The organism is Nocardiopsis oceanisediminis (assembly GCF_048595525.1).
GTDB classification, from domain to species: Bacteria; Actinomycetota; Actinomycetes; order Streptosporangiales; family Streptosporangiaceae; genus Nocardiopsis_A; species Nocardiopsis_A oceanisediminis.
The window spans coordinates 3,698,038-3,720,312 of sequence record NZ_JAFMZJ010000001.1; the positions used below are offsets into that span (position 1 = coordinate 3,698,038).

The following is a 22,275-nucleotide window of genomic DNA, read 5'->3' on the forward strand; positions in this document are numbered from 1 at the left end:
GGACCGAGATGACCGACACCCTCCTCTCGCTTCGGGAGCTGTCCCTGGCGCGCCCGCCGGGCCGCCCCTTCGACCCGCCGGAGGAGCTGTCCCGGCTGCGCGGAGAGCACCCCCTGGCCCGGGTCGCCTACCCCGACGGGCACCTCGGCTGGCTGGCGACCGGCCACGCCGTGGTCCGCGCGGTACTGGCCGACCCCAGGTTCAGCTCGCGCCCGGAGATCATGCACCTGCCCTTCCCCGGCGGCCCCGGGCCGGGGGAGTTCCCGCCGACCGCCCCGGGGATGTTCATCAGGACCGACCCGCCCGAGCACACCCGCTACCGGCGGCTGCTCGCCGGCAAGTTCACCGTCCGGCGGATGCGGCTGCTCACCGAGCGGATCGAGCGGGTCACCGCCGAGCACCTGGACGCCATGGAGCGGAGCGGTCCGCCGGCCGACCTGGTCCGCGCCTACGCGGCCCCCATCCCCGCGCTGATGATCTGCGAGCTGCTCGGCGTCCCCTCCGAGCGGCACGAGCACTTCCGCCGGCTCTCGCTGACCTTCAACGACCACGCGGCCACCGCGGAGGAGGTCGGAGCCGCCGAGGCCGAGCTCGGCGCCTTCCTGTCCGAGCTGGTGGCGGCCAAGCGCGCCGCCCCCGCCGACGACGTCCTCGGCGAGCTGGCCGGCGAGGACCTGACCGCCGAGGAGCTCACCAACATCGCGCTGCTGCTCCTCGGCGCCGGCCTCGACACCACCGCCAACATGATCGGACTGGGCGTCTTCGCGCTGCTGGAGCACCCGGGCCCGCTCGCCGCGCTGCGCGCCGATCCCGGCCTCGCCGACCGGGCCGTCGAGGAGCTGCTGCGCTACCTGAGCATCCTGCACACCGGCACCCGGACCGCCCTGGAGGACGTGGAGGTGGGCGGGCGGCAGGTCAAGGCCGGGGAGTCGGTCACCGTCTCGATCCAGGCCGCCAACCGCGACCCGGAGAGGTTCCCCGACCCCGACGTCCTCGACCTGGGCAGGGAGCCCGGCGGGCACGTCTCCTTCGGGCACGGCGCGCACCAGTGCCTCGGCCAGCAGCTGGCCCGTGTCCAGCTGCGCATCGCACTCCCCGCGCTGCTCACCCGCTTCCCCTCGCTGCGCCTGGCCGTCCCGGCCGGGGAGGTGCCGCTGCGCACCGGCTCCGACGTCTACGGGGTGGAGCGGCTCCCCGTCGCCTGGGAGGTGTGACCGGTGCGCATCGACGCCGACCGGGAGCGCTGCATCGGCGCGGGCATGTGCGCGCTCACCGCGCCCCGGGTGTTCGACCAGGACGAGGAGGACGGCACGGTGCTGGTGCTGGACCCCGCCCCCGAGGGGGAGGCGGGCCGGGCCGCAGGGAGCGCGGCCCGCCTCTGCCCCTCCTCGGCGATCACCGTCCGGCCCGGCGGCGCCCCGGCGCCCCGCTAGGCCGGCCCGATGCCGGAACAGGAAGCCCTCCGCGTCTCCGCCCGCGTCGTGCTGCTCGACGGCGGGGGCCGGGTGCTGCTGCTCAGGACCCTGGCCGACCCGGACGACCCCGGGCGCGGCCACGCCTGGCACACGCCCGGCGGGGGCGTGGAGGAGGGGGAGACCCTCGCGGAGGCGGCGTCCCGGGAGCTCTTCGAGGAGACGGGGCTGTCCGCGGGACCCGCCGAGCTCGGACCGGAGGTCGCGGAGACCTCCGGATACGCCGACCTGGGCTGGGCCAGAGGGGTGTTCCGGGACGTCTTCTTCCACCACCGGGCGGCGGGGCACCGGGTCGACGCCGGCGGCCGGCTGCCGGACGAGCGCCGCCACCTCGACGGGCACCGGTGGTGGACGGCGGAGGAGATCGCCGGCATCGCCGAGGAGGTCCACCCGCACGGCCTGGCCGGCCTGGTCGCCGGACTCGCCGCCGGGCGCGTCCCGGCCGAACCCCTCCGGCTGCCCTGGCACCACTGACCCGGGGCCGGGCCGCCGGAGCGGTTCAGCTTGTTTTTCAACCTGGGCGGGTGTGGTGCTCCTTCGGGCTCATGGCGCGTTCGGCCGTCTTTCCCGCGTCCTGGCGCTCCCCCGGCGCCGCGGACCGCGGCGCGGGAAGGCTCCCCGGCGGGTCTTCCCGGCACCGGCTTGACCCTGCCCCAAGGGCATGGCCTGGAGTGGTCGCGAGCCGTATCAGACCGACCACGGAGCCACGACCCATGCGATTCCTCCGCACGCCCTTCCAGATCATCCGCGCGAACCTCGGCGCCTACCTCGCCATGAACGCGCTCGTCCACGGCCTGTTCCTCATCGGGGTGGGGGCGGCGTTCGCCTTCCCCGACCTGCGCGCCGCACACCTGGCCTCCATGGACGAGAACGGGACGACCGGCCTGGTCACGTCGCTGCTCGGCAGCGTCTGGCTGTTCAGCCTGACCATCTTCGCGGTCAACACGCTCACGGTCGGCGTGCTGACGATCCTGCTGCCGTCGATGGTCGTGCCCTTCGCCGGCATCGCCCTCTTCACCTACCGGGCGTTCAACTTCGGGGTGGCCCTCGCCCCGGTCGACGAGACCGTGGCCAAGACCCTGATCCCGCACTCCCTGACCCTCCTCATCGAGTTCCAGGCCTACGCCCTCGTCCTGCTCGGCGCCTACCTCCTCGGGAGGTCCTGGCTCCGCCCGGAGACCGCCGGCGCCCGCAACCGCCGCCAGGGGTACGTCCGCGGGCTCCGGCAGGTCGGCTGGGTGAGCCTGCCCGCGCTGGCGCTGTTCGTCGTCGGCGCCGTCTACGAGGCCTTCGAGATCATCCATCTGGTCCCCCTGCTGCTCGCGGACTGATCCCGGCGCGGGGCCGCGCCCCGGCCCGCCTCCGGGCCGGGAGCGCGGCCCGGGGCGGTGCCGCTCAGGAGGCGGCGGAGTCGATCAGCCAGTGGTGCCGGAGCCTCGCGGCGCGTTCCAGGCCGGCCAGGAACCCCGCGGCGCCCAGGGCGGTGTCGGCCCACAGCGGAAGGCGGAGCGGAGAGGTGAACGTGCCGACGCGCTCGGCGACGGCCTCGGGCCGGGTGAGGACCTCGATGCCGTGCAGGAGGCCGACGGCGAGCGCCGCCAGGAGGACGACGGCGGCCGCGGCGCCGACCGCGGCGCCGGCCCGGGGGAACCGCCGGTCCAGCCCCGCCCGCAGGCCCTCCTGCGAACGGGGGTGGGGGCGCAGGGCGTGCTCGGTCCCGTCCTCGGCGACGAGGTGCATGCGCTTCAGCCCGAACGAGGTGGCGGCGACCTCGACGACGCCGCCGGGCACCGGAAACGCCGCCGGAAGGTTGGACCGGTTGACCTGGACGCCGTCCCGGTACAGCGCGGCCGGGCTCTTCCCGACCGCGCCGTCGTGCTCCTTCTTCGACTTCGGCTCGGTGAGGTGCCGGACGTCGACCGCGAAGACGCGGGTGCCTCCCGACGGGTCCGCGATGTCGAGGAAGAACAGCGAGCGGGAGAACAGCTGCCAGGGGCGGTACTCGGCGAGTGCGCTCCCGTCCCCCGGCCTGACCTTGCCGAGCCGCCGGCGCCGCCTGAGATCCTTGATCATGCCGCCCCTCCTCAGGGTGGTCCTCTTCTCGGAACGCTCCGGGCCCGTGCCCGCCCGGTGCCGCCGCCCAGTACAGGGGCTGCCCCTGGGGCAGGGTCAACCCGGACCGGCCCCGGAGGCCGGAGCGCCGCTTGACCGTGCCGCCGGGGCATGGTGTGGACTTGCCCCCCGGGGTGCGGCGCGGGGGCCGCCCGCTGCGGCGAACGAGGGAGGCAGGAAATGGCGTGGAGCACTCGGCAGCTCGCCGAACTCGCGAACACGACGGTGAAGGCCGTCCGGCACTACCACGAGATCGGGCTGCTCGACGTGCCCGAGCGCACCGCGAACGGGTACAAGCAGTACGGCGTCTCCCACCTGGTCCGGCTGGTGCAGATCAAGAGGCTCAGCGACCTGGGGGTCCCCCTGGCGCAGATCGCGGCCATGGGGCGGGCCGACGAGGAGCCCGACGAGGCGATCCGCGTGCTCGACGCCGAGCTCGAGGCGACGATCGAACGGCTCACCCGGATACGCGCGGAACTGGCCGTGATCCTGCGCCACCGGGCCTCGCCCGAGGTGCCGCCCGGCTTCGCCTCCGTCTCCCGGTCCCTCTCCGAGACCAGGCGGTCGCTGCTCATGGTCTACTCGGCGGTCTTCAGCGAGGAGGGCATGGAGGACTTCCGCCGGATGCTGGCCGACCAGGAGGAGATCGACGGCGAGTTCGAGCGCCTGCCCGCGGACGCGGACGACGCCGCGATCGGCCTGCTCGCCGAGCGGATGGCGCCGGCGGTCCGCGAGGCCCGGGAGAAGTACCCGTGGTCGGCGGACCCGGCGGCGGACTCGCCCCGGGGCGCGAAGCTCGCCGAGAGCGCGATGGTGCAGGCGGTGGCGGAGCTGTACAACTCCGCGCAGATCCGCGTCCTGCAGCGGGTGAACGAGATCCTCGCCGGGGACGGCGGCGCCCCCGGCGAGGAGGCGCCGCCGCCGGACGGCGCCGGCGGGGCGGGGCCGCGCCGGGGTCAGAGGGACGCGGGGATGCCCGGGCGGCGCATCGTGTAGGCGGCGCCGCGCACGATCGCCTCCTTGTAGAGGACCGCGGCCCGTCCGGTCAGGATGCGCTCGCGCGGGCTGTCGTCGGGGCGCACGAACTGGATCAGGCCGTCCTCCCGCCCCAGGCTGATGCACTGCTGGAGGTAGGCGAAGCGCAGCGGCCGGGCCGGGCGGCCGCTCTCCCGGGCGGCGATGGAGCGGACCGCGTGCTGGCCCGAGGGGATGCCGGTGGCGCAGGACATCCGGAGCCGCTTGCCGTCCCCGGAGACGAGCGCCGCCGCGTCCCCGACCGCGTAGACCTCGGGGTGGGAGAGCGAGCGCATGGTGGCGTCGACCGCGATCCGGCCGTCCCCGGCCGTCTCGACGCCGGCCCGCCGCGCCAGGTCGGGAACGCTGAAGCCGGTGGTCCACACGACCGTGTCGGCGGCGACCCGGTCCCCGCCGGCGAGGACCGGCCCGTCCGCGCGGACCTCGGCCACCGGCGCCCGCTCGACGACGGAGACGCCCAGCCGGGCGAAGGTGCGGCGCAGGTGGGCCGTGCCGATCCGGGACAGCGCGGCCCCGAGGCGCTCCGCGGTGATCAGGCGGACCTCCAGGCCGGGGTGGGACTCGGCGATCTCGGCGGCGGCCTCGATGCCGGTCAGGCCGCCGCCGACGACCGCCACCGACCTGCTCTCGGGGAGCCGCTTCAGCAGCCGCTCGGCCTGCTCCCGGGTGGTGACGCCGTGGGCGTGCTCGGCCGCGCCGGGCACCGATGCGAGGTCGGGCCCGCTGCCCGGCGCGTAGATGAGGATGTCGTAGCGGAGCGGCTCCGGGGACGCGGCCAGGTGGACGGTGCGGCTCTCGGCGTCGATCCGCTCCGCGCGGTCCACGACCAGCCGCACCCCGGTCCCGGAGAGCAGCTCCTTGAGCGGCCGGTCGCGCAGCTCCTGCCCGCTGCCCAGCTGGTGCAGGCGGACCCGCTCCACGAACCGGTCCGAGGCGTTGACCAGGGTCACCCGCGCGCCGGTCCGGCGCGCCGCGAGCTTGGCGGCGGGCAGCCCCGCGTAGCCGGCCCCGAGGACGACGATCTGCTTCGCCATGTCTGTGGCTCCCTTCGATCTCACTCACCCCTGGGACAGGGCGCGGCGCACGGACGTGACGGCCTCCGGGCATGACGCCGGTCACATCCGCCCCGGAGGATGCGGCGGGGCCGGCGGGGGACTGCGGGGCTCAGCCGCCGCAGGCGCGGGCCTCCTCGGTGATGATCCGGGCGTAGGCCGCCATGGAGCGGTTGTACCGGGGCAGGTGCGGGGCCAGGGCGCCCAGCGCCAGGCCGGCGGCCTCCTTGGGGCGGCCCAGGTCGACGAGGACCAGGGCGAGGCAGGCGGTCAGCGCGTCGTCGAGCTCGTCGGAGGCGCGCGCGAGCTCGGCGGTGAGCAGGTCGCGGCCCTCCTGCGGGCGGCCGAGGTTGCGCAGGGTGCTGGCCAGCTGCACGGTCAGCCGGCGCCGCCGCGTCCCCTCCAGCCCGGCGCCGATCGCCCTGGCGTACAGCTCGGCGGCCTGCTCGGGGCGGCCGGTGGAGTCCTCCGCCCCGCCGAGCTCGTGGTAGGCCGTCCCGGGGTGGTCCTCGGCGATCTCGGCGGTCAGCTCCGCCATCCGGGCGCGGAACTCTTCCGCGGGCAGTTCGTCGAGGGAGCCCCAGAGGGCTTCCAGGCGCTTCTCCCATTCGGGGGCGGGGCCGGTCATCGGGTCTCCTCTGGGTCGCCGGGGCGGCCCGGGATCCGCGAGGGCGGGCCGACGACGGAGCCTCCCACCGCGGCGGCGCGCCGGGCAAGCCCTTAACGCCCCGGCCCCGCCGCCGCAGGCCGCCGGGGCGCCCGCTCACCGGGCCCGCTCCTGCGCGGGCGGGCCGTCCGGCCGCTCCCCCGGCTCCGCGCCGCCGGGCGCCTCCGACCCGCGCCGGGTGCGCAGGGCGCGGACCTTGCTCCGGTTGCCGCACCGCTCCATGGCGCACCAGCGGCGCCGTCCGGGGCGGGAGGTGTCCACGAAGACCAGGCGGCATCTCTGCCCGGCGCACTCCCGGATCCGGCCGGCGAAGCGGCCGGTGAACAGCTCGACCGCGTCCCGGGCCACGGTGGACAGCGCCTGGGAGGCGTCGGCGGGCAGCACCCAGGCGCGGGCGCCGCCCGGGGTGATCGAGGGGGCCAGGGGCGGCGCCGCGGCGGCCCGGTTGACCTCGGCGACGTCCTCCGGGCCGGGCGGGTCGCCGCGGAGGGCGGCCTGGGCCATGCGCATGATCGCGTCGCGCACCCGGCGGGCCGCGGCCAGCTCCCCGGGTGAGACGCGGACCCGCTCCGCGTCCAGGCGCAGCCGCGACTTCGCCAGCCAGGCGGCGAGGTCTCCCGGCCCGTGCAGGGACTCCCAGCGGGCGAACTCGCCGGGCCCGCCGGTGGTGAGCAGCTCGAAGCAGAGCGAGCCGGGGTCGAACAGGTAGCTCGCGCCGTCCGGAGGGTTCATCACGAAGCCGGTTGCCGTCGAACTCATGTAACCACTATAACTGGAATCACCGGGCGGGGCCGTGCGGGCCCCGGTGAGGGACTGGAGAAGACGATGGCCGTGGAATGGCAGCTCGTGGTGGACAGCGCCGAACCGATCGCGCTCTCCCGCTTCTGGGCCGAAGCGCTGGGCTACGAGCCGGAGGACAACAGCGCGCTGATCGAGAGGCTCGCCGCCGACGGAGTGGTCACCGGCGAGCACTACACCGTCGTCGACGGGCGCAAGGCCTGGATCACCGCCGCCGCGATCCGCCACCCGGACGACCCGGTGCAGGAGTTCACCGGCTTCGGCCTGGGCCGCCGCCTGCTCTTCCAGGCCGTGCCCGAGGCCAAGTCGGTGAAGAACCGCCTCCACATCGACCTGCGGGTCGGCCCGGAGCGGCGCGACGCCGAGGTGGAGCGGGTCCGGGCCCTGGGCGCCTCGGTGGTGCGCGAGGTCGTCGAGCCCGGAACCCACCACGTCACCATGGTCGACCCGGAGGGCAACGAGTTCGACGTGCAGTGACCCCGCGGCCGGTCACGCCCCCAGCGGGGCCCGCTCGTCGATGAGCCCTTCGGCGCGCAGGTCGGACCAGACCCCGGCGGGGACGCCGGCCCCGAACGCCTCCAGGTTCCGCCGCACCTCCTCGGCGGAGCGCATGCCGACCACGATGCCCGCGACGGCCGGGTGGAGCAGCGGGAAGGCCATCGCCGCCTGCGGCAGCGACGCGCCGTGCGCCTCGCAGACCCCGGCGATGCGCGCGACCCGGTCCAGCACCTCCGGCGAGGCCGGCGCGTAGTCGAAGTGCGCGCCGGGGGCCGGGCGCGGGGAGGCCAGGACCCCCGAGTTGAAGACCGACGCGGCGAGCACGGAGACGCCGCGCTCGGCGCAGGCCGGCAGCAGGTCGTCCAGGGCGCGGTGGTCCAGCAGGGTGTAGCGGCCGGAGAGCATCACCGCGTCGACGTCGGTCTCCCGGACGAGCCGGGTGAGCATCCCGCTGTGGTACATGCCCGCGCCGATGGCGCCGACCGCGCCCTGGGCGCGCAGCTCGGCCAGGGCCGGGTAGCCCTCGCGCAGCGCGTCCTCGAAGTGCTCCTCGGCATCGTGCAGGTAGAGCACGTCGATGCGGTCGGCCCCGGTGCGCTCCAGGGAGTCCTCCACGCTGCGCAGCACCCCGTCCCGGGAGAAGTCCCACACCCTGCGGTGCGTCGCCGGGACCGCGAAGCCCTCGTCGGACCGGCCCGCCGGGTCCTGCGGTTCCAGGACCCTGCCGACCTTCGTGGAGAGGGTGAACCCGGCCCGCGGCCGCCGGGCGAGGAACCCGCCGGTCCTGCGTTCGGAGACCCCGATGCCGTAGTGCGGGGAGGTGTCGAAGTAGCGCACCCCGCCGTCCCAGGCCGCCGCCAGCGCCGCCGCGGCGTCCTCCTCGCTCACCGGGGTGAACAGGCCGCCCAGCGGGCCCCCGCCGAACCCCAGTTCGGTCACCTCGACTCCGCTGCGCCCGAGCGGGTTGGTCTTCATGCACCGGCTCCTCTCGCACTCTCCTCGGCAGAGATCCTCTCCGCTGCGGGAGGGGCGCGGCAACGGGTTTCCGCCTCGGGGGCGGCCCCGGCGCGGCCGCTCCCGGCCGGACGGGCGGGGAAACGTCGCCGACGCGGGCCAGAATGGTGCCGGATCCCCTGCCCCCCAGGGGGTCCCGCGCACCGACCCGCTTCCCCGAGACCCCTGGGAGACGACCTTGATGGCCCCCTCGCACGCCGCCACCGGCCTGCTCGCCGGCGTACTGGCGACCGCCGCCGCGGCCCCGTTCATGGCGGTCGGCCCGCTGGAGCTGGCCGCGGGGGCGGCCATCGGCGCCGGGGCGGCGCTGCTGCCCGACATCGACCACCCCGGTTCGACCGCGACCACCTCCCAGGGGCCGCTGACCCGGGCGCTGTCGGCGGGCGCCCGGCGGGTCTCCGCCTGGGTCTACCACGCGACGCTGACCAGGGCCGACACGGTGGCCGACGGCGAGCACCGGTACCTGTGGCACACCCCGGCGGCGGCACTGGCGACCGGGGCGGCGCTGGGGGCGGCCGGGGCGGCGTCGCCGTGGGCGCTGGGCGCGGTGCTGTGGCTGACCGTCACCCCGGCGCTGCGCGGCCTGGCGCAGGCCCTGCCCCGGGGGCGGACCCGCGCCCGGCTGATGAACAGGGCGGGCACCAGCCTCGCCGGGCTGGCCGCCGCCGTCCTGCTGGTCGCCTCGGGCGCCTCGCCCGGCCCCTACGTGGGGGCGGTGCTGGCGCTGGGCATGGTGGTGCACTCGCTGGGCGACGCACTCACCCGCAGCGCGGTGCCGCTGGCCTGGCCGTTCCGGGTCAGGGGGCGGCGCTGGGCGATGATCGGCACCCCGCGCCGGCTCCGGTTCGCCACCGGCTCCCGCCCCGAACTGGTCATCCGCTGGGCGTGCCTGGCGGCGGCCCCGCTGGCCTGGCTGGCGCTGGTCTGACCGGGCCGGGCCCGCACCCGGTCGCCGGAACCGCCGCGCCCCGGGGCCGCCCTGGAAACGGGGTGGCGGCGCCGGGCGCCGGCGGGCCATCATGCGGCCATGGTGCCCACTCCTGAGACCCCCGGCGCCCCGATCGGCGCCCCCGCCCCCGGCGCGCGGCCCGCGGTCAGTGCGATCGTGCTCCGCGGCGACCGGGTCCTGCTCGGCCTGCGCCGGGGCGCGCACGGCGCCGGGACCTGGTGCTTCCCCGGCGGCAAGACCGACCCCGGCGAGGACCCGGCCACCGCCGCCGCCCGCGAACTGCTGGAGGAGACCGGGCTGCGCGCCACCGCCGCCGTGCCGGTCGCCTGGACCGACGACCGCTTCCCCGCCGAGGGCCTGCGCTTCGCCACCCTGCACCACCTGGTCGCCGCAGACGGGGAGCCCGCCGAGCGCGAACCGGGCAAGGTCGGCCGCTGGGGCTGGTTCCGCTGGGACTCGCTGCCGGAGCCCTTGTTCGCCCCGATCACCGCCCTGCTGGCCACCGGGTGGCGCCCGCCCGGCCCGGACGCACCCCGCTGAGCGGCGGATTTGCCGGAACGGCAACGGGGTTGGCGCCCGGGCGGCGCCGGGGCCAGCATGGGCCCATGAGCGAGACGAACGACCGGCAGTGGCGCTGGGACGCCGAGTACTGGGACGAGTTGTACCTGAGCAGGGACTCCGTGTGGAGCGGCCGGCCCAACCGGGTGCTGGTGGAGGAGACCGCCGGCCTGGAGCCCGGCCGGGCGCTGGACGTCGGCGCCGGCGAGGGCGCCGACGCGGTGTGGCTGGCCCGGCAGGGCTGGAAGGTGACCGCGGCCGACGTCTCCCGGGTGGCGCTGGACCGGGCCGCGGGGCACGCCGCGGCCGCCGGCGGCGGGATCGCCGGGGCCATCGACTGGTGGCGCGTGGACCTGCTGGAGACCGCGCCGGACCCGGCCGGCTACGACCTGGTCAGCGCCTTCTTCTTCCACCTGGAGCCGGGGCCCCGGGCCGAGGTGCTGGAGCGGCTGGCCGCGGCGGTGGCCCCCGGCGGCACGCTGCTGTTCGTGGGGCACGACCCCGCGCAGGTCGAGCAGGTGGAGGGCGACCGCCCCCCGCTGGAGATGTTCTTCACCGCCGAGGAGATCGCCGCCGGGCTCGACCCCGCCGCGTGGGAGGTGGTCACCGCGGAGAAGCGGCCCCGCCCGCCCGCCGCAGGCGGCGCCGGGCACGCCCACACCGCCGACGTGGTGCTCCGCGCGCGCCGGCGCTGACCCGGCGCAGGGGGCGGCGGCCCCTCGGCCGGCGCCCCGCCCGCGCTCCGGCCGCTCGGTCCGCTCCGCCGGGGACGGATCCGCCGCTCGAGGATCTCCTCCGCCTCCCCGGCCGGGACCGAGGGGCGGAGGGCCCGGGGGCGCGGTATCGGCCCGCAGGCGCACGTGGCCGGCGAGGGCCGCGGAGACCGCGCGGCGGGTCGGCGCCGACCGGGCGCGGCGCGGCCCTCGGCGTCCCCGGACAGGGCGATGAGACAGGTGCCCGCAGCCGACGTGGTCGTGGCCCACGGCCACCGCCCCGGTCACCGCCCCCTCCTCCGTGGCGGCGCCGCCGGCGGGCCGCGCAGCCCGCCGGGGCCGACCCTCATCGACCCCGGCACGGGGAGGGCGAGGTCCTCCCCCTCCGCCGGCAGCGCCGCCGGCAGGTCGCCGGTCTCGGCCGCGCCGCGGCCCCGGCCGCCGACGACGGCGCGGTGCGCAGCCGGGGCGTGAAGCGGGACACCGCCCCTCCTCCGCGACGGCGCCGCGCACCGCCTGCTCCAGCGCTCGCCGGCGGACCGCGGAGACCGGGACGCCGGTCCCCTTGACCGCCCGGGCGAGCTCGTCGGGGACGCAGACGCCGATCTCGGGCACCGCCCCTCCCGGCTCGGCCGGACATCGAACACCCGCCCCGATGGGGGCGCATGTCCGGGGAAGGGGCGGGAAAAGCGTGCGTCCGCCCCCCGTGAGCTGGGCTAGGGTCGAAGGCGAGAGCCGCCGACGGCGGCGTCCCCGCGCGAAGGAGACCGCACCCCTTGTCCGAGCAGAACGGCAGCGCCGTGCGCGCCGACCGGGACCGATCCGCCCTGCGCGCCGACTGCGCGAACTGCTTCGCGCTGTGCTGCACGGCCACCGCCTTCTTCGCCTCGGCCGACTTCGCCGCGGACAAGCCGGCCGGGACCCCCTGCTCCAACCTCCGCACCGACTTCCGCTGCGGCATCCACTCCCGGCTGCGCGCGGAGGGCTACAAGGGCTGCACCGTCTACGACTGCTTCGGCGCCGGGCAGAAGGCCTCACAGGGCACCTTCGCCGGACGCGACTGGCGCGGCGACCCCGAGACCGCCCGGCGGATGTTCGCCGCCTTCCCCGTCCTGCGGGACCTGCACGAACTCCTCTGGTACATCGCCGACGCCCTGGAGATGCCGATCGGCGCCCGGCTCCGCACCGAGCTGGAGTCCGCCCGCGCCGCCACCGAGCGGCTCTCCGACGGCGAGGCCGGCGAGCTGGTCACCCTGGACACCGGCGCCCACCGGGCCTCCGTCAACGCGCTGCTGCTGCAGGCGAGCGAGGCGGCCCGCGCCGGGGTGCGGCGCAGGCGCGACCACCGCGGCGCCGACCTGATGGGCGCCCGCCTCAAGGGGGCCGGGCTGCGCGGGGCGAGCCTGCGCGGCGCCCTGCTGATCGGCGCCGACCTGCGCGGGGCCGACCTGCGCCTGGCCGACGTCATCGGCGCCGACCTGCGCGGCGCCGACGTCCGCGGAGCGGACCTGTCCACCGCGCTCTTCCTCATCCAGTCCCAGCTGGACGCCGCCGAGGGCGACGCCGCCACCCGCATCCCCGGCCGCCTCACCCGCCCCGCCCACTGGGCCGGCTGACCGGAGCCCGACCGGCGGGAGCGGCGCGGAGCGCGCCGGGCGGCCCCGCACCGCTCCCCGCGCTCAGACCGAGACCCCCTCGGCGACCAGCTCCCGCACCGCCCGGACGAAGTCCGGAACCAGCGGGTGCTCGGAGTCCAGCGCCCAGCCCAGCGCGATGCGCAGCGGCTCGACGCCGGCCAGCGGCCGCCACACGATGTCGGGCCGCCGGTAGTAGGCGGAGATGGACCGGGAGACGATGCACACGCCGGTCCCGGAGGCCACGTACTCCAGCAGCTCCTCGGCGCTGTCGTTGGCCGGCCCCCAGACCGGCTCGGAGCCGTCGGGGCGGGGCACCACGGCCCACCAGTCCACCCACTCGCGGGGGGCGTTGCGCGCCCAGGGGAGCGGCTCGCCGCGCAGGTCCCCGATGCTCAGCTCCTCCCTGCCCGCCAGCCGGTGGCCGGCCGCCACCCCCACTACCCGCGGCTCCTCGGCGACCACCTCGGTGCGCAGCCCGGTCAGGTCGTTGGGCAGCCAGATGAACGCCACGTCGACCTCGCCCTCGCGCAGGGCCGCGGCCTCCCCGCCCCAGCCGAAGCGGTGCGGAAGCACGGCCGAACCGGGGTTGCGCCGCTCGAACAGCATCCGGGCGCGGGTGGTCAGGGCGCCCGCACCGGTGGCCTCGAAGCCCAGCCGCACCTCCCGCTCCTGGGCCGCCCGCGCGCTGCGCGCGGCCCGCTTCCCGGAGCACCACGCGGCGGTGATCCGCTGCGCGGCCGGCAGCAGCGCCCGCCCCGCGGGGGTGAGCCGCACCTCGCGCGAGGTCCGCTCGAACAGCGGAGCCCCCAGGTCCTTCTCCAGCTGGCGGATCTGCCGGCTCAGCGCGGGCTGGGACAGGTACAGCCGCTCGGCCGCCCTGGTGAAGTGGAGCTCCTCGGCGACCGTGGTGAAGTAGCGCAGCACCCGGGTGTCGACGTCCAATTCCGGCCCTTCTCCTCCGGCGCCCGGCGGCGCGGATGTATTCCCCCGGATCGATGCGCTCAGGTTATGGGAACGGGTCTTGGACGTTCCAGGGGCCGGTGCGCTGGACTCGGAGCCGTAGGAAGCCGACGGACACGACGGAATGGACCGGCATGCGCTACACGCTCTTCGGCCGCACCGGGCTGCGGGTATCCGAACTCGCCCTGGGCACGATGACATTCGGCACCGGCTGGGGCTGGGGGACCTCCGAGGAGGAGGCCGCCCGGATCTTCGACGCCTACGCCGAGGCCGGCGGCAACTTCATCGACACGGCCAACGTCTACACCGACGGCGACTCCGAGCGGTACCTGGCCCGCCTGCTCAAGGGGCGCCGGGACGCGTTCCTGCTCGCCACCAAGTACACCTGCGCCGTTCAGGGCGACGGCCCCAACACCGGGGGAAGCCACCGCAAGAGCCTGGTCACCGCGGTGGAGGCGAGTCTGCGCAGACTGGAGACCGACCGCATCGACGTCCTCTACGTGCACGCCCGCGACCTGTTCACCCCGGTCGAGGAGACCATGCGCGCCCTGGACGACCAGGTCCGCGCCGGGAAGGTGCTCTACGTCGCGGTGTCGGACTGGCCGGCCTGGGAGATCGCGCGCGCCGACGCGCTGGCCGAACTGCGCGGCTGGTCGCCCTTCGCCGGCGTGCAGCTGCGCCTGAACCTGCTGGAGCGCTCCCCGGAGCGGGAGCTGCTCCCGATGGCCGACGCGCTGGACCTGGCGGTGGTGGGCTGGGGCCCGCTCGCCGAGGGCCGGCTCACCGGGAAGTACCTGCGCGGCGAGGGCGGCCGCCGGGACACCTTCCGGTTCGGCGAGGACCACCCCCGGGAGGAGGAGATCATCCGCACCGTGGTCGCGGTCGCGGAAGAGGGCGGCTGGACCCCCGCCCAGGTGGCGCTCGCCTGGCTGCGCACCCGGCCCGGCACGGTGATCCCGCTGCTCGGCGCGACCAGGGCCGCGCAGCTCCAGGACAACCTCGGCGCCCTCGGCGTCGAACTGGACGCCGGCGCGCTGGCCCGGCTGGACGGGGTCTCCCGGATCGGCCTCGGGTTCCCGCACGACTTCCTCTCCGACCCCGTCGGCCGGCAGAGCGTCTACGGGGCCTACGGCCCGGAGCGGATCGACGACCGGCGCCGCCTGTCCCGCTCCGCCGCGGCCGGCTGACCCCGGCCCCGGCGGGGGGCCGCCCCGCCCCGGGCGGCTCCGCGGGCGGCGGAGAAGGGCCCCGCCGCCCTTCGGGAGGAGGGGAGGCGGCGGGGCCCGCGGGGAAGGGTCAGGACGCGTCGGTGACGCGCTTGCCCGATTCGTCCTTGGTGATGGTGAAGGCGTCGACCACCTCGCCGTCCGCGGTGCGGGCGACGTAGTCCAGGGTCCCGCCGTCGACCGAGACCGCCTGGTAGGTCTGGGTGTCGGCGCGCTGGGCGCGGACCTCGGCGCCGTTGCCGGTCCAGTTGGAGTCGTCGGCGTCGTACATCTTGGGGCCGGTGACCGAGACCGCGTAGACCGGACCGGTCTGCACCGCCGGGTCGCCGGTGCGGTTGGCGGTCAGGTTGCCCCGCGCGTAGGAGTGGTCGTGGCCCTGCAGCACCAGGTCCACGTCGAACTCCTCGAACGTGTCCAGCCAGGCCTCGCGCACCGGCCCGTTGTCCCGGGACGGGCTGTTGGAGAAGACCGGGTGGTGGAAGGCGACCACGGACCACCGGCCCGGGTTGGTCTCCAGCGCCTTGCGCAGCCACCCCTCCTGGGCCTCCAGCCAGGCGCGCGGGGACAGCGGCGCCGCCGCGCGGTAGTTGGAGTTCAGGGTGATGAACCGGACGCCCTGGTAGTCGGTGTAGGAGACGGTCTCGGGCAGGTCGTTCCCCTCGGGGCCGTTGCCCGCGCCGGGGAACTGCAGCGCCCAGTGGCCGCTGAGCCGGAGCCCGGCGTACTCGTGGTTGCCCGGCGCGGCGACGTGGTTCATGCCGCCGGTGGCCCCGGGGCCGAAGGCGCCGTACCACTCGCCCCACTCGGAGTCGCTGTTCGCCGAGTTGATCAGGTCGCCGGCGTGCACGGCCAGCTCGGCATCGGGCTCGGCCTCCAGGGCGGCCCGCACCACCGGGGCGGCGCCCTCGGTGATGTCGTTCTGGATGTCGCCGAAGTAGAGGAAGTCGAACGGCTCGGCGCCCTCGGCGGGGGTGCTGAAAGCCAGCCAGTCGGTGACGGACCCGCCGCCGTCGCCGACCCGGTACCGGTACCCGGTGCCGGGCTCCAGGCCGGTGGCGGTGGCGCGGTGGTAGGCGCCGCCGGCGTCGCCGGTGCGCTCGCCCTCGACCCGGACCACCCGGCCGGGGTCGTCGGCCGGGGCGATCTCCAGCACGGACCCGCCCTCGGGGCCGCGCCAGGTCACGGTCTGGGAGCGGGAGGGGTCGGCCGTCGGCGACAGCAGCACCCGCTCGGGCGCCTCCTGGGCCAGCGCCGAGGGGGCGGCGACCGGCGCGGACACCGCGGCGAGGGCCGCGGCGCCGGCGGCGGCGAGCACCCGGGGGGAGACGCGGCGGGGGGACGCGGGCATCGGGGATCTCGCTCTCTGTGAGGGGGGGCTGACCGGGTGAACATATCCGGCCCAAGGCACATCCCGGTGAACGGACGGCGACGCTCCGAAGATGCGCGGCCGCCGCGCCGAAGCGGGCCGCCCGGGAAAGCCCCCTCCCGGGCAGAGGCGTCCGCCGGAAAGCAGGGCGGGCCCGCACCCGGCCGGGGAGATCGCTCTCCCGGCCGGGTGCGGGCCCGGTGGTCCGCTGCGCCGCTACTGGCGGGCGTCGCGGCGGACGACGGTCTTGCGCCCCTTGATGGTGGTCCGGTTCAGCGCCGAGATGACCTGCTCGGCCGCGGACTCGGGCACGTCCACCAGGGAGAACCGGTCGGCGATCTCGATCGCGCCGATGTCGCGCCCGTTCAGCCCCGCCTCGCCGGCGATCGCGCCGACCAGGTCCTGCGGGCGGATCCGGGAGGAGCGCCCGGCACCGACGAACAGCCGGGTCCGGCCGGCCGCCGGCGCACCGGGGCCGCGCCGGCCCCGCTGCTCGCGGCCGCCGCGCGGCCCGCCGGACCGGTCACCGCGCTCGCCGCGCTGCTCGAAACCGCGCCGCCCGCGGGCGTCCCGGGCGTCCCTGGGCGGGCGCATCTGCGCCTCGGGGATCTCCTCCTCGTAGGCGGCGCCGTTCACCGTCTCGTGCACCAGGCGCAGCGCGGCGGCCGCGACCTCGGCGGCGCCGTGCTCGCGGCTCAGCTCCTCCACCGCGGCGGCGAACTCCTCGGCGGCCCCGCCGCCGTCCAGCCGCTCCTGCAGCGCCGAACGGGTCCGCTCCAGGCGGCGGGCGTGCAGCTCGGTGACGCCGGGCACCTGCTCCAGCGGCACCTCGAAGCCGGTGGCGCGGCGGATGTTCTTCAGCATGCGGTGCTCGCGCGGCTCCATCAGGGTGATGGCCACGCCCTCGCGCCCGGCGCGCCCGACCCGGCCCACCCGGTGCACGTAGGACTCCGGCGCGCTGGGCACGCTGTAGTTCACCACGTGGGTGAGCTGGTCGATGTCCAGGCCGCGGGCGGCCACGTCCGTGGCGACCAGCAGCTTGGCGCTGCCCGAGCGCAGCCGGGACATCACCCGGTCGCGCTGCTCCTGGCTCATCCCGCCGTGCAGCGGCTCGGCCCGGTGCCCCCGCCCGTTGGCCTCCTCGGTGATCCGGTCGACCTCCTCGCGGGTGCGGCAGAACACGATCGCCGCGGCCGGGTCCTCCACGTCCAGCAGCCGGGCCAGCGAGGCCGGCTTGTAGCCGCGCGGAACCGCGTAGGCGCACTGCCGGACGCGGGGCTCCTCGCCCTCCGGGCGCTTCTCCCGCTCGATCCGGATGCGCAGCGGCTCGCGCAGGTGGCGGCGGGCGATCTCCTCGATGCGCGGCGGCATCGTCGCGGAGAACAGCACCGTCTGCGCGTCCGGCGGGGTCTGCTCGAGGATCGCCTCGATGTCCTCGGTGAAGCCCATGTCGAGCATCTCGTCGGCCTCGTCCAGGACGACCATCTCCAGGCCGCCGGGATCCAGGCTGGACCGGCCCAGGTGGTCCAGGACCCGGCCCGGGGTGCCCACCACCACGTCCACGCCCCGCTCCAGGCCGCGCAGCTGCCGCACGATCGGCGCGCCGCCGTAGACCGGCAGCACCCGCACGCCCATGTCGCGGCCGTAGTCGTCGACCGCCTGGGAGACCTGGACGGCCAGCTCGCGGGTGGGCACCAGGATCAGCGCGACGGGGCCCTTCCGGCGGCGGCCGGACTCCAGCCGCTCCAGCACCGGCAGCGCGAACGCCGCGGTCTTGCCGGTCCCGGTGGCCGCCTGGCCCAGCACGTCGCGCCCCTCCACCAGCGGCGGGATGGCCGCCCGCTGGATCGGGGTGGGCTCGTCGTAGCCCAGCTTCGCGACGGCGTCGAGCAGCTCCGGTCGCAGGGGAAGGCCGGCGAAGCCGGCGGGGGTCTCGGTGTTCTCGATGTCGTCGGTGGCCAAGGCCATACTCTGCTTCTCTTCTCTCTTCACACAAAAGGCCGGCGCTCCCGAGCGGGGAGCGGCCGGGCGGATTCCCGCACAACCCCTTGGAATCGCGACCGATCGCACAGCCGATCGCACAGCGAAGTGAAGAGGTCCGAGACGGGTTCCGAGCCGTAATGCCTGTGACGGGCGCCGGAGCGAACGAAGACGCTCCGCGGCGCGGCTCGCACGGCGGAGGGGCGGGCGCCTCGGGGGCGCATCCTCGCTGCCGGCTCGGGGGAGACGTTCTCCCGCCGCAGCACAAGGGTAGGCGATAACGGGACCTCTTGCGCTCAACACCCGCTTTCGGCCGGGGGTTTCCCCATCACACCGCACCCTGCGGCACGGCACGCGCCCCTGTCCGGGGAACCCGGGTGGGACATGCCACAGTGGAGGCATGACCTCACCCACCGTGGAAGAGTTCCTGCCCGGCAGCGCACCGACCGCCGACCTCACCGCGTGGTCCGAGGTGTACGGCGACGGGCGGCGGGAGCAGGGCGGCGCCTCCCCCTCGGCGGCGGTCCTGGCCGAGCGGCTGGCCTCCCGGGAGGAGCCGGGGGTGCTGCGCTGGGCGGCGCGCCCCGCCCCGGGCGCCCCCATCGCCGGCGCCGCCGAACTGCGGCCGCGCCCCGCGGCCGACCCCCGGCCGCGCCTGCTCCGGCTGTTCGTGGCCCCCTCACGGCGCCGCCGGGGCCTGGGCCGCGCGCTGCTGCGGCGGGTCGCGCACGACGCGGCCGCCGCCGGCCTGGACCGCCTCCAGTCCGTCGTGCTCGCCGGCCCGCCCGGCGAGCCCTTCGCCCTGTCCGTGCCCGGCGCCCGCACCCTGCTCCGGCTCAACCTGCAGGAGCAGCCGGTCGGCGACCCCTCCGTGCTGCGGCTCTGCCGGGACCTGGCCGAGCGCCCGCCCATGGGCTACCGGCTGGCGCTCTGGCGCGGCTCCGCCCCCGAGGACTCGGCCGCCTCCTTCGCCCGGGTGATGAACCACGTCCTGGACGCCCCCGGCGCCGAACTGCAGCTGCCGCCCCGCTCCTGGGACGTGCCCGCGCTGCGCGCCTGGGAGGCCGACCTGACCGAGGAGGGGGCGGCGCTGCTGGTCAGCACCGCCGTCCACCGGGCGAGCGGCGAGGTGGTCGCCGCCACCGCCGCCACCGTCCCGCCGTTCGGCCCCACCGCCGAGCAGCACGACACCGCGGTCCTGCCCGAGCACCGCCGCCGCAACCTCGCCCGCTGGATCAAGGCCGAGCAGACGCTGCGCCTGCACACCCTCTTCCCGCACATCCGCACCGCCGCCAGCACCGTCAGCGCCGACAACCGGGCGATGGCCTCGGTCAACCGGGCCGTGGGCTACCGCCCGGGCACCGACCGCCTGCTGGTCGAGGCACCGCTGAACCCCGGAGACTGAGGCACCGGTCCCAGGCCCCCCGCCCCGATGGCACCGACGGCGCGGAGGACGTGGACACCTCCGCCCTGGGCTGGGCTCCGGTGGCCGAAGCCCCCACCGCCATGGACCACCCGTTCGACGTCTCGCACCGCACCGGCGCCTCCGCCCCCGGCGAGACCGGCGGCCGCGCCCCGTCCCCCACCCTGGCGGAGCCCGCCGAGGCACCGGGCCTCCCCTCCACGCGCGGCCTCAGCCTGATCGGCCACTGCCAGAGCGTCGCCGGCCAACGCGCCGACCGCTGCGGGCCGGCCCTGGCGGAGACCCCCTGGCCGGATCCCGGCGGAGGCGGCCCCGGTGCGGCCGAAGCGGTGACCGGTTCCGGCCGCCGAGAAGTCCCCGGCGCCGCCCGCTCCCGTCGGCGAACCGGCTGTTCAGGGCAGCGGCAGGAGGAAGGAGAGCGGCCGGTCGGCTCCCCCGGAAGCACGGGCGGGCCGCTCCCGGGGCCCGGCCGCATCAGGCCGACAGGCCATCCGGCGGAAGCGCCCCGCCGTCCTGCGAACGACAGCGCGACCACACCCTCAGGGAGAACGCATGTCCGAGCGACCCCGGCCCCCCTTCCCCCGCCCGCTCCGCCTCGCCGCGGCCACCGCCCTCGCCCTCGCCTCAGTGGCCGCCCCGGCCGCCGCCGACGAGCGGACCCCGCCCGGCGGCCGCATCGCCTTCGACACCGACACCGGCGGGGAGAGGTACGACGACACCGTCACCGTCATCGACCCCCGGGGCGAGGTGCGGGCCGACACCGGTGACCTGGGCATCGACGTCAGCGGGATGCGGATGAGCCCCGACGGCGCCCGGATCGCGGTCCAGGGCTTCTCCGGGCCCGCCCCGCGCGCCTACATCCTCCCGGTCGGCGCCGGCGGCCTGGAGCGGATCCCGATGGAGCACGGCGGCCTGCAGTGGCAGCCGGACTGGTCGCCCGACGGCACCCGGGTCGCCTTCGCCGTGGAGGACCCCTGCATGAGGAACTGTCCCGTCGTCGAGGACGGCGTGCACACCTACACCGTCGGCGACGAGCACTCCCGGCCGCTCCTGGACGCCCGGGACATCCCCGGCCACACCTCCGTGCTGTGGGACCCGCGCGAGGAGTGGATCGCCTCCCACCCCCGGGACACCGTCTCCCGGCCCCGGATCGACCTGCTCGACCGGGAGACCGGGGAGACCGTGCGCAGCATCGGCATGGAGAGCCGGATCTTCCGCGCCCAGTGGACCCCCGACGGCTCCCGGCTGCTCATCGCCACCGTCGAGGGCCCGGAAGGCGGCGAGCAGACCACCCGGGCCTGGACCCTGGACCGCGGCTCCGCCGAACCGCGGGAGGAGTTCTCCCTGCCCGGGTTCACCCCGTTCGACTGGTCGGCCGACGGCGAGTGGATCGTCTACCCCGGCCCCGGCGGGCAGGAGGAGCACGGCGTCCACATCGCCCCGGTCGACGACGTCGGCGACTCCCGCCTCATCCACGAGACCGCGGCCCCGCCCCGCCACCTCACCTGGTGACCCCGGCCCCGGCGCGGCGGGAGGGCCGCGCCGGAGCCTCCCTCCTCGGCGGCCTCCGCCCGCGTCCGGCTCTAGCGCGCCGCTGCCGCACCCGGCCGGCGCCCCTCGACGCCGGACCGCACGGCCCCACCGCGCCCGGCCGCGGGGCCTGCGGGAAAACCCGTTGCCGGACCGGTCCGGCCGCTGCTAGTTTTCCGGAGGCCGTGCCGGAGAACGAGGAGGTGGTACCCGTGAACGCAGTATCGACATGGGTGCTCCCCTCCGGGGTCGCGGTCGGGCGATAGGTCGTCCGGGAGCGCCGCTCAAGAGCAGCACTCCCGAAAGGCACGACCATGCGCTTCACCTCCGAACGTCGCCTCGGCGGCGGCGTCCTCGAACGCGAGTTCACCCTCGGCGAGATCCCCGGCGTCCTGTGGACGCCCGAACCCGCCCCTGAACCGGTCCCGCTGATCCTGCTCGGCCACCCCGGCGGACTGCACTGGATGCGCCCCCGGCTGGAGGCCCGGGCCCGGCAGTCCGCGGAGCACGGCTTCGCCTCGGCCGCCATCGAGCTCCCCGGGAGCGGCGACCGGCCCCGCTCCGAAACCGCCGAGCAGGCCCGCGCCGACCTGCACCGGGCACTGGCGGCCGGCGAGCCGGTCGCCGAGGAGACCATCGACCGGCTCGTCCTCCCGCTGGCCGAAAAGGCGGTCCCGGAATGGCGGGCCGCCCTGGACGCCCTCCTCGCACTGCCCGAGATCGGCGGCCCGGTCGGGTTCTCGGGGGGAGTGATCTCCATCGCCGTCCGGCTGGCGGCGGTCGAGCCGCGCATCGCGGCCGCCGTCCTGTACGCCGGGAGCCTCATCCCCCGCGCGGTGTTCGAGGATGCCCGCCGGGTCACCGTCCCGCTGCACGTCCTGCTCCAGTGGGACGACGAATCGAACGACCGGCAGGCCTCCCTGGACCTGTTCGACGCCTTCGGCTCCGAGGAGAAGACGCTCCACGCCAACATGGGCGGACACACCGGCGTCCCCCCGTTCGCGGGGGAGGAGGCGACCAGGTTCTTCGCCCGGCACCTGAAGTGAGGCCGGACCGTCGGTAGCCGGCGCCGGCCGGGGCCCGCCCACCGACGGGCCGTCCTCGGTCCGGTTCGGCGTGATCGCTTCGCTCCCCGAGGGCGAGGGCCTCAGCCAGGCCGCCCCGGCCCGGGCGACCGTGGTCCGCCCGCAGAACCTCAACGAGGCCGCCGCCGCGAGCCGGCCCTCCGATGCGGGAACAGCCGCTCCCCTGCCGGGGCAGGGCGCCCCCCGACGCACCACCGCTC

The 22,275-nt window shown here is 76.5% G+C and carries 22 protein-coding genes; 14 read left to right on the forward strand and 8 right to left on the reverse strand.

What is annotated here, in order from left to right; translation table 11 throughout:
* The first annotated feature begins 8 nt into the window (after positions 1-8).
* The 4 genes from J0910_RS16495 (at position 9) to J0910_RS16510 (ending at position 2,803) form a co-directional block, all read left to right on the forward strand.
* Positions 9-1,214, forward strand: a complete 1,206-nt coding sequence (locus tag J0910_RS16495) for a cytochrome P450 (protein WP_420159408.1) — start codon at positions 9-11, stop codon at positions 1,212-1,214.
* Positions 1,215-1,217: 3 nt separating this feature from the next.
* Positions 1,218-1,433, forward strand: a complete 216-nt coding sequence (locus tag J0910_RS16500; RefSeq protein ID WP_420159409.1) for a ferredoxin — start codon at positions 1,218-1,220, stop codon at positions 1,431-1,433.
* A gap of 9 nt (positions 1,434-1,442) precedes the next feature.
* Positions 1,443-1,946 (forward strand): NUDIX hydrolase, encoded by a 504-nt coding sequence (locus J0910_RS16505; protein ID WP_420159410.1) that lies wholly within the window; start codon positions 1,443-1,445, stop codon positions 1,944-1,946.
* 239 nt (positions 1,947-2,185) lie between these two features.
* Entirely contained in the window at positions 2,186-2,803 is a 618-nt protein-coding gene (locus J0910_RS16510; RefSeq protein WP_420159411.1) for a stage II sporulation protein M, read from the forward strand.
* Between the two features lie 64 nt (positions 2,804-2,867).
* Here the strand turns inward: J0910_RS16510 and J0910_RS16515 are convergent, their stop codons facing one another.
* Positions 2,868-3,545 carry a hypothetical protein gene (locus tag J0910_RS16515; RefSeq protein ID WP_420159412.1) on the reverse strand — a complete coding sequence of 226 codons (678 nt, stop codon included), beginning with the start codon at positions 3,543-3,545 and terminating at the stop codon, positions 2,868-2,870.
* A 219-nt stretch (positions 3,546-3,764) separates the two neighbouring features.
* Here J0910_RS16515 and J0910_RS16520 point away from each other — a divergent pair, with 219 nt between their 5' ends.
* The gene (locus J0910_RS16520) at positions 3,765-4,580 is read left to right on the forward strand and encodes a MerR family transcriptional regulator (protein ID WP_420159413.1); all 816 of its coding nucleotides are present in this window, start codon (positions 3,765-3,767) and stop codon (positions 4,578-4,580) included.
* Here J0910_RS16520 and J0910_RS16525 read toward each other — a convergent pair.
* From J0910_RS16525 to J0910_RS16535, 3 genes are all read right to left on the reverse strand, one after another.
* Positions 4,541-5,653 (reverse strand): NAD(P)/FAD-dependent oxidoreductase, encoded by a 1,113-nt coding sequence (locus tag J0910_RS16525; RefSeq protein WP_420159414.1) that lies wholly within the window; start codon positions 5,651-5,653, stop codon positions 4,541-4,543. The two genes, J0910_RS16520 and J0910_RS16525, sit on opposite strands and share 40 nt — an antisense overlap.
* 130 nt (positions 5,654-5,783) lie before the next feature.
* Positions 5,784-6,299, reverse strand: a complete 516-nt coding sequence (locus J0910_RS16530) for a tetratricopeptide repeat protein (RefSeq protein ID WP_420159415.1) — start codon at positions 6,297-6,299, stop codon at positions 5,784-5,786.
* Between the two features lie 135 nt (positions 6,300-6,434).
* On the reverse strand, positions 6,435-7,097 hold the full coding sequence (locus J0910_RS16535; RefSeq protein ID WP_420159416.1) for a CGNR zinc finger domain-containing protein: 663 nt from the start codon (positions 7,095-7,097) through the stop codon (positions 6,435-6,437).
* A gap of 66 nt (positions 7,098-7,163) precedes the next feature.
* Here J0910_RS16535 and J0910_RS16540 point away from each other — a divergent pair, with 66 nt between their 5' ends.
* Positions 7,164-7,613, forward strand: coding sequence for a VOC family protein (locus tag J0910_RS16540; RefSeq protein WP_420159417.1), 450 nt, complete (start codon positions 7,164-7,166; stop codon positions 7,611-7,613).
* A 12-nt stretch (positions 7,614-7,625) separates the two neighbouring features.
* On the opposite strand, the gene J0910_RS16545 is transcribed toward J0910_RS16540, so the two are convergent.
* A complete protein-coding gene (locus J0910_RS16545) occupies positions 7,626-8,609 on the reverse strand; it encodes an aldo/keto reductase (protein ID WP_420159418.1) in 984 nt (327 codons plus the stop codon).
* A gap of 220 nt (positions 8,610-8,829) precedes the next feature.
* Here J0910_RS16545 and J0910_RS16550 point away from each other — a divergent pair, with 220 nt between their 5' ends.
* The 4 genes from J0910_RS16550 to J0910_RS16565 all read left to right on the forward strand — a co-directional run bounded on the left by J0910_RS16550 (position 8,830) and on the right by J0910_RS16565 (position 12,484).
* Positions 8,830-9,576, forward strand: coding sequence for a metal-dependent hydrolase (locus J0910_RS16550; protein WP_420159419.1), 747 nt, complete (start codon positions 8,830-8,832; stop codon positions 9,574-9,576).
* 99 nt (positions 9,577-9,675) lie between these two features.
* Complete coding sequence (locus tag J0910_RS16555) at positions 9,676-10,137, forward strand: nucleotide triphosphate diphosphatase NUDT15 (protein ID WP_420159420.1); 462 nt, start codon at positions 9,676-9,678, stop codon at positions 10,135-10,137.
* Between the two features lie 65 nt (positions 10,138-10,202).
* The gene (locus J0910_RS16560) at positions 10,203-10,850 is read left to right on the forward strand and encodes a class I SAM-dependent methyltransferase (RefSeq protein WP_420159421.1); all 648 of its coding nucleotides are present in this window, start codon (positions 10,203-10,205) and stop codon (positions 10,848-10,850) included.
* Between the two features lie 794 nt (positions 10,851-11,644).
* Positions 11,645-12,484: a pentapeptide repeat-containing protein gene (locus tag J0910_RS16565; RefSeq protein WP_420159422.1), complete on the forward strand. Its 840-nt coding sequence runs from the start codon at positions 11,645-11,647 to the stop codon at positions 12,482-12,484.
* A 63-nt stretch (positions 12,485-12,547) separates the two neighbouring features.
* Here the strand turns inward: J0910_RS16565 and J0910_RS16570 are convergent, their stop codons facing one another.
* Positions 12,548-13,447, reverse strand: a complete 900-nt coding sequence (locus J0910_RS16570) for a LysR family transcriptional regulator (RefSeq protein WP_420159423.1) — start codon at positions 13,445-13,447, stop codon at positions 12,548-12,550.
* 152 nt (positions 13,448-13,599) lie between these two features.
* On the opposite strand from J0910_RS16570, the gene J0910_RS16575 reads away from it, so the two are divergent.
* Positions 13,600-14,652, forward strand: a complete 1,053-nt coding sequence (locus tag J0910_RS16575) for an aldo/keto reductase (RefSeq protein WP_420159424.1) — start codon at positions 13,600-13,602, stop codon at positions 14,650-14,652.
* A gap of 109 nt (positions 14,653-14,761) precedes the next feature.
* Here J0910_RS16575 and J0910_RS16580 read toward each other — a convergent pair whose 3' ends face one another.
* The gene (locus J0910_RS16580; protein ID WP_420159425.1) at positions 14,762-16,039 is read right to left on the reverse strand and encodes a purple acid phosphatase family protein; all 1,278 of its coding nucleotides are present in this window, start codon (positions 16,037-16,039) and stop codon (positions 14,762-14,764) included.
* Between the two features lie 234 nt (positions 16,040-16,273).
* The gene (locus J0910_RS16585; RefSeq protein WP_420159426.1) at positions 16,274-18,025 is read right to left on the reverse strand and encodes a DEAD/DEAH box helicase; all 1,752 of its coding nucleotides are present in this window, start codon (positions 18,023-18,025) and stop codon (positions 16,274-16,276) included.
* 412 nt (positions 18,026-18,437) lie between these two features.
* On the opposite strand from J0910_RS16585, the gene J0910_RS16590 reads away from it, so the two are divergent.
* The 3 genes from J0910_RS16590 (at position 18,438) to J0910_RS16600 (ending at position 22,036) form a co-directional block, all read left to right on the forward strand.
* Entirely contained in the window at positions 18,438-19,442 is a 1,005-nt protein-coding gene (locus tag J0910_RS16590) for a GNAT family N-acetyltransferase (RefSeq protein WP_420159427.1), read from the forward strand.
* A 570-nt stretch (positions 19,443-20,012) separates the two neighbouring features.
* On the forward strand, positions 20,013-20,972 hold the full coding sequence (locus tag J0910_RS16595; protein ID WP_420159428.1) for a WD40 repeat domain-containing protein: 960 nt from the start codon (positions 20,013-20,015) through the stop codon (positions 20,970-20,972).
* A gap of 332 nt (positions 20,973-21,304) precedes the next feature.
* A complete protein-coding gene (locus J0910_RS16600) occupies positions 21,305-22,036 on the forward strand; it encodes a dienelactone hydrolase family protein (protein ID WP_420159429.1) in 732 nt (243 codons plus the stop codon).
* Positions 22,037-22,275: the final 239 nt, after the last annotated feature.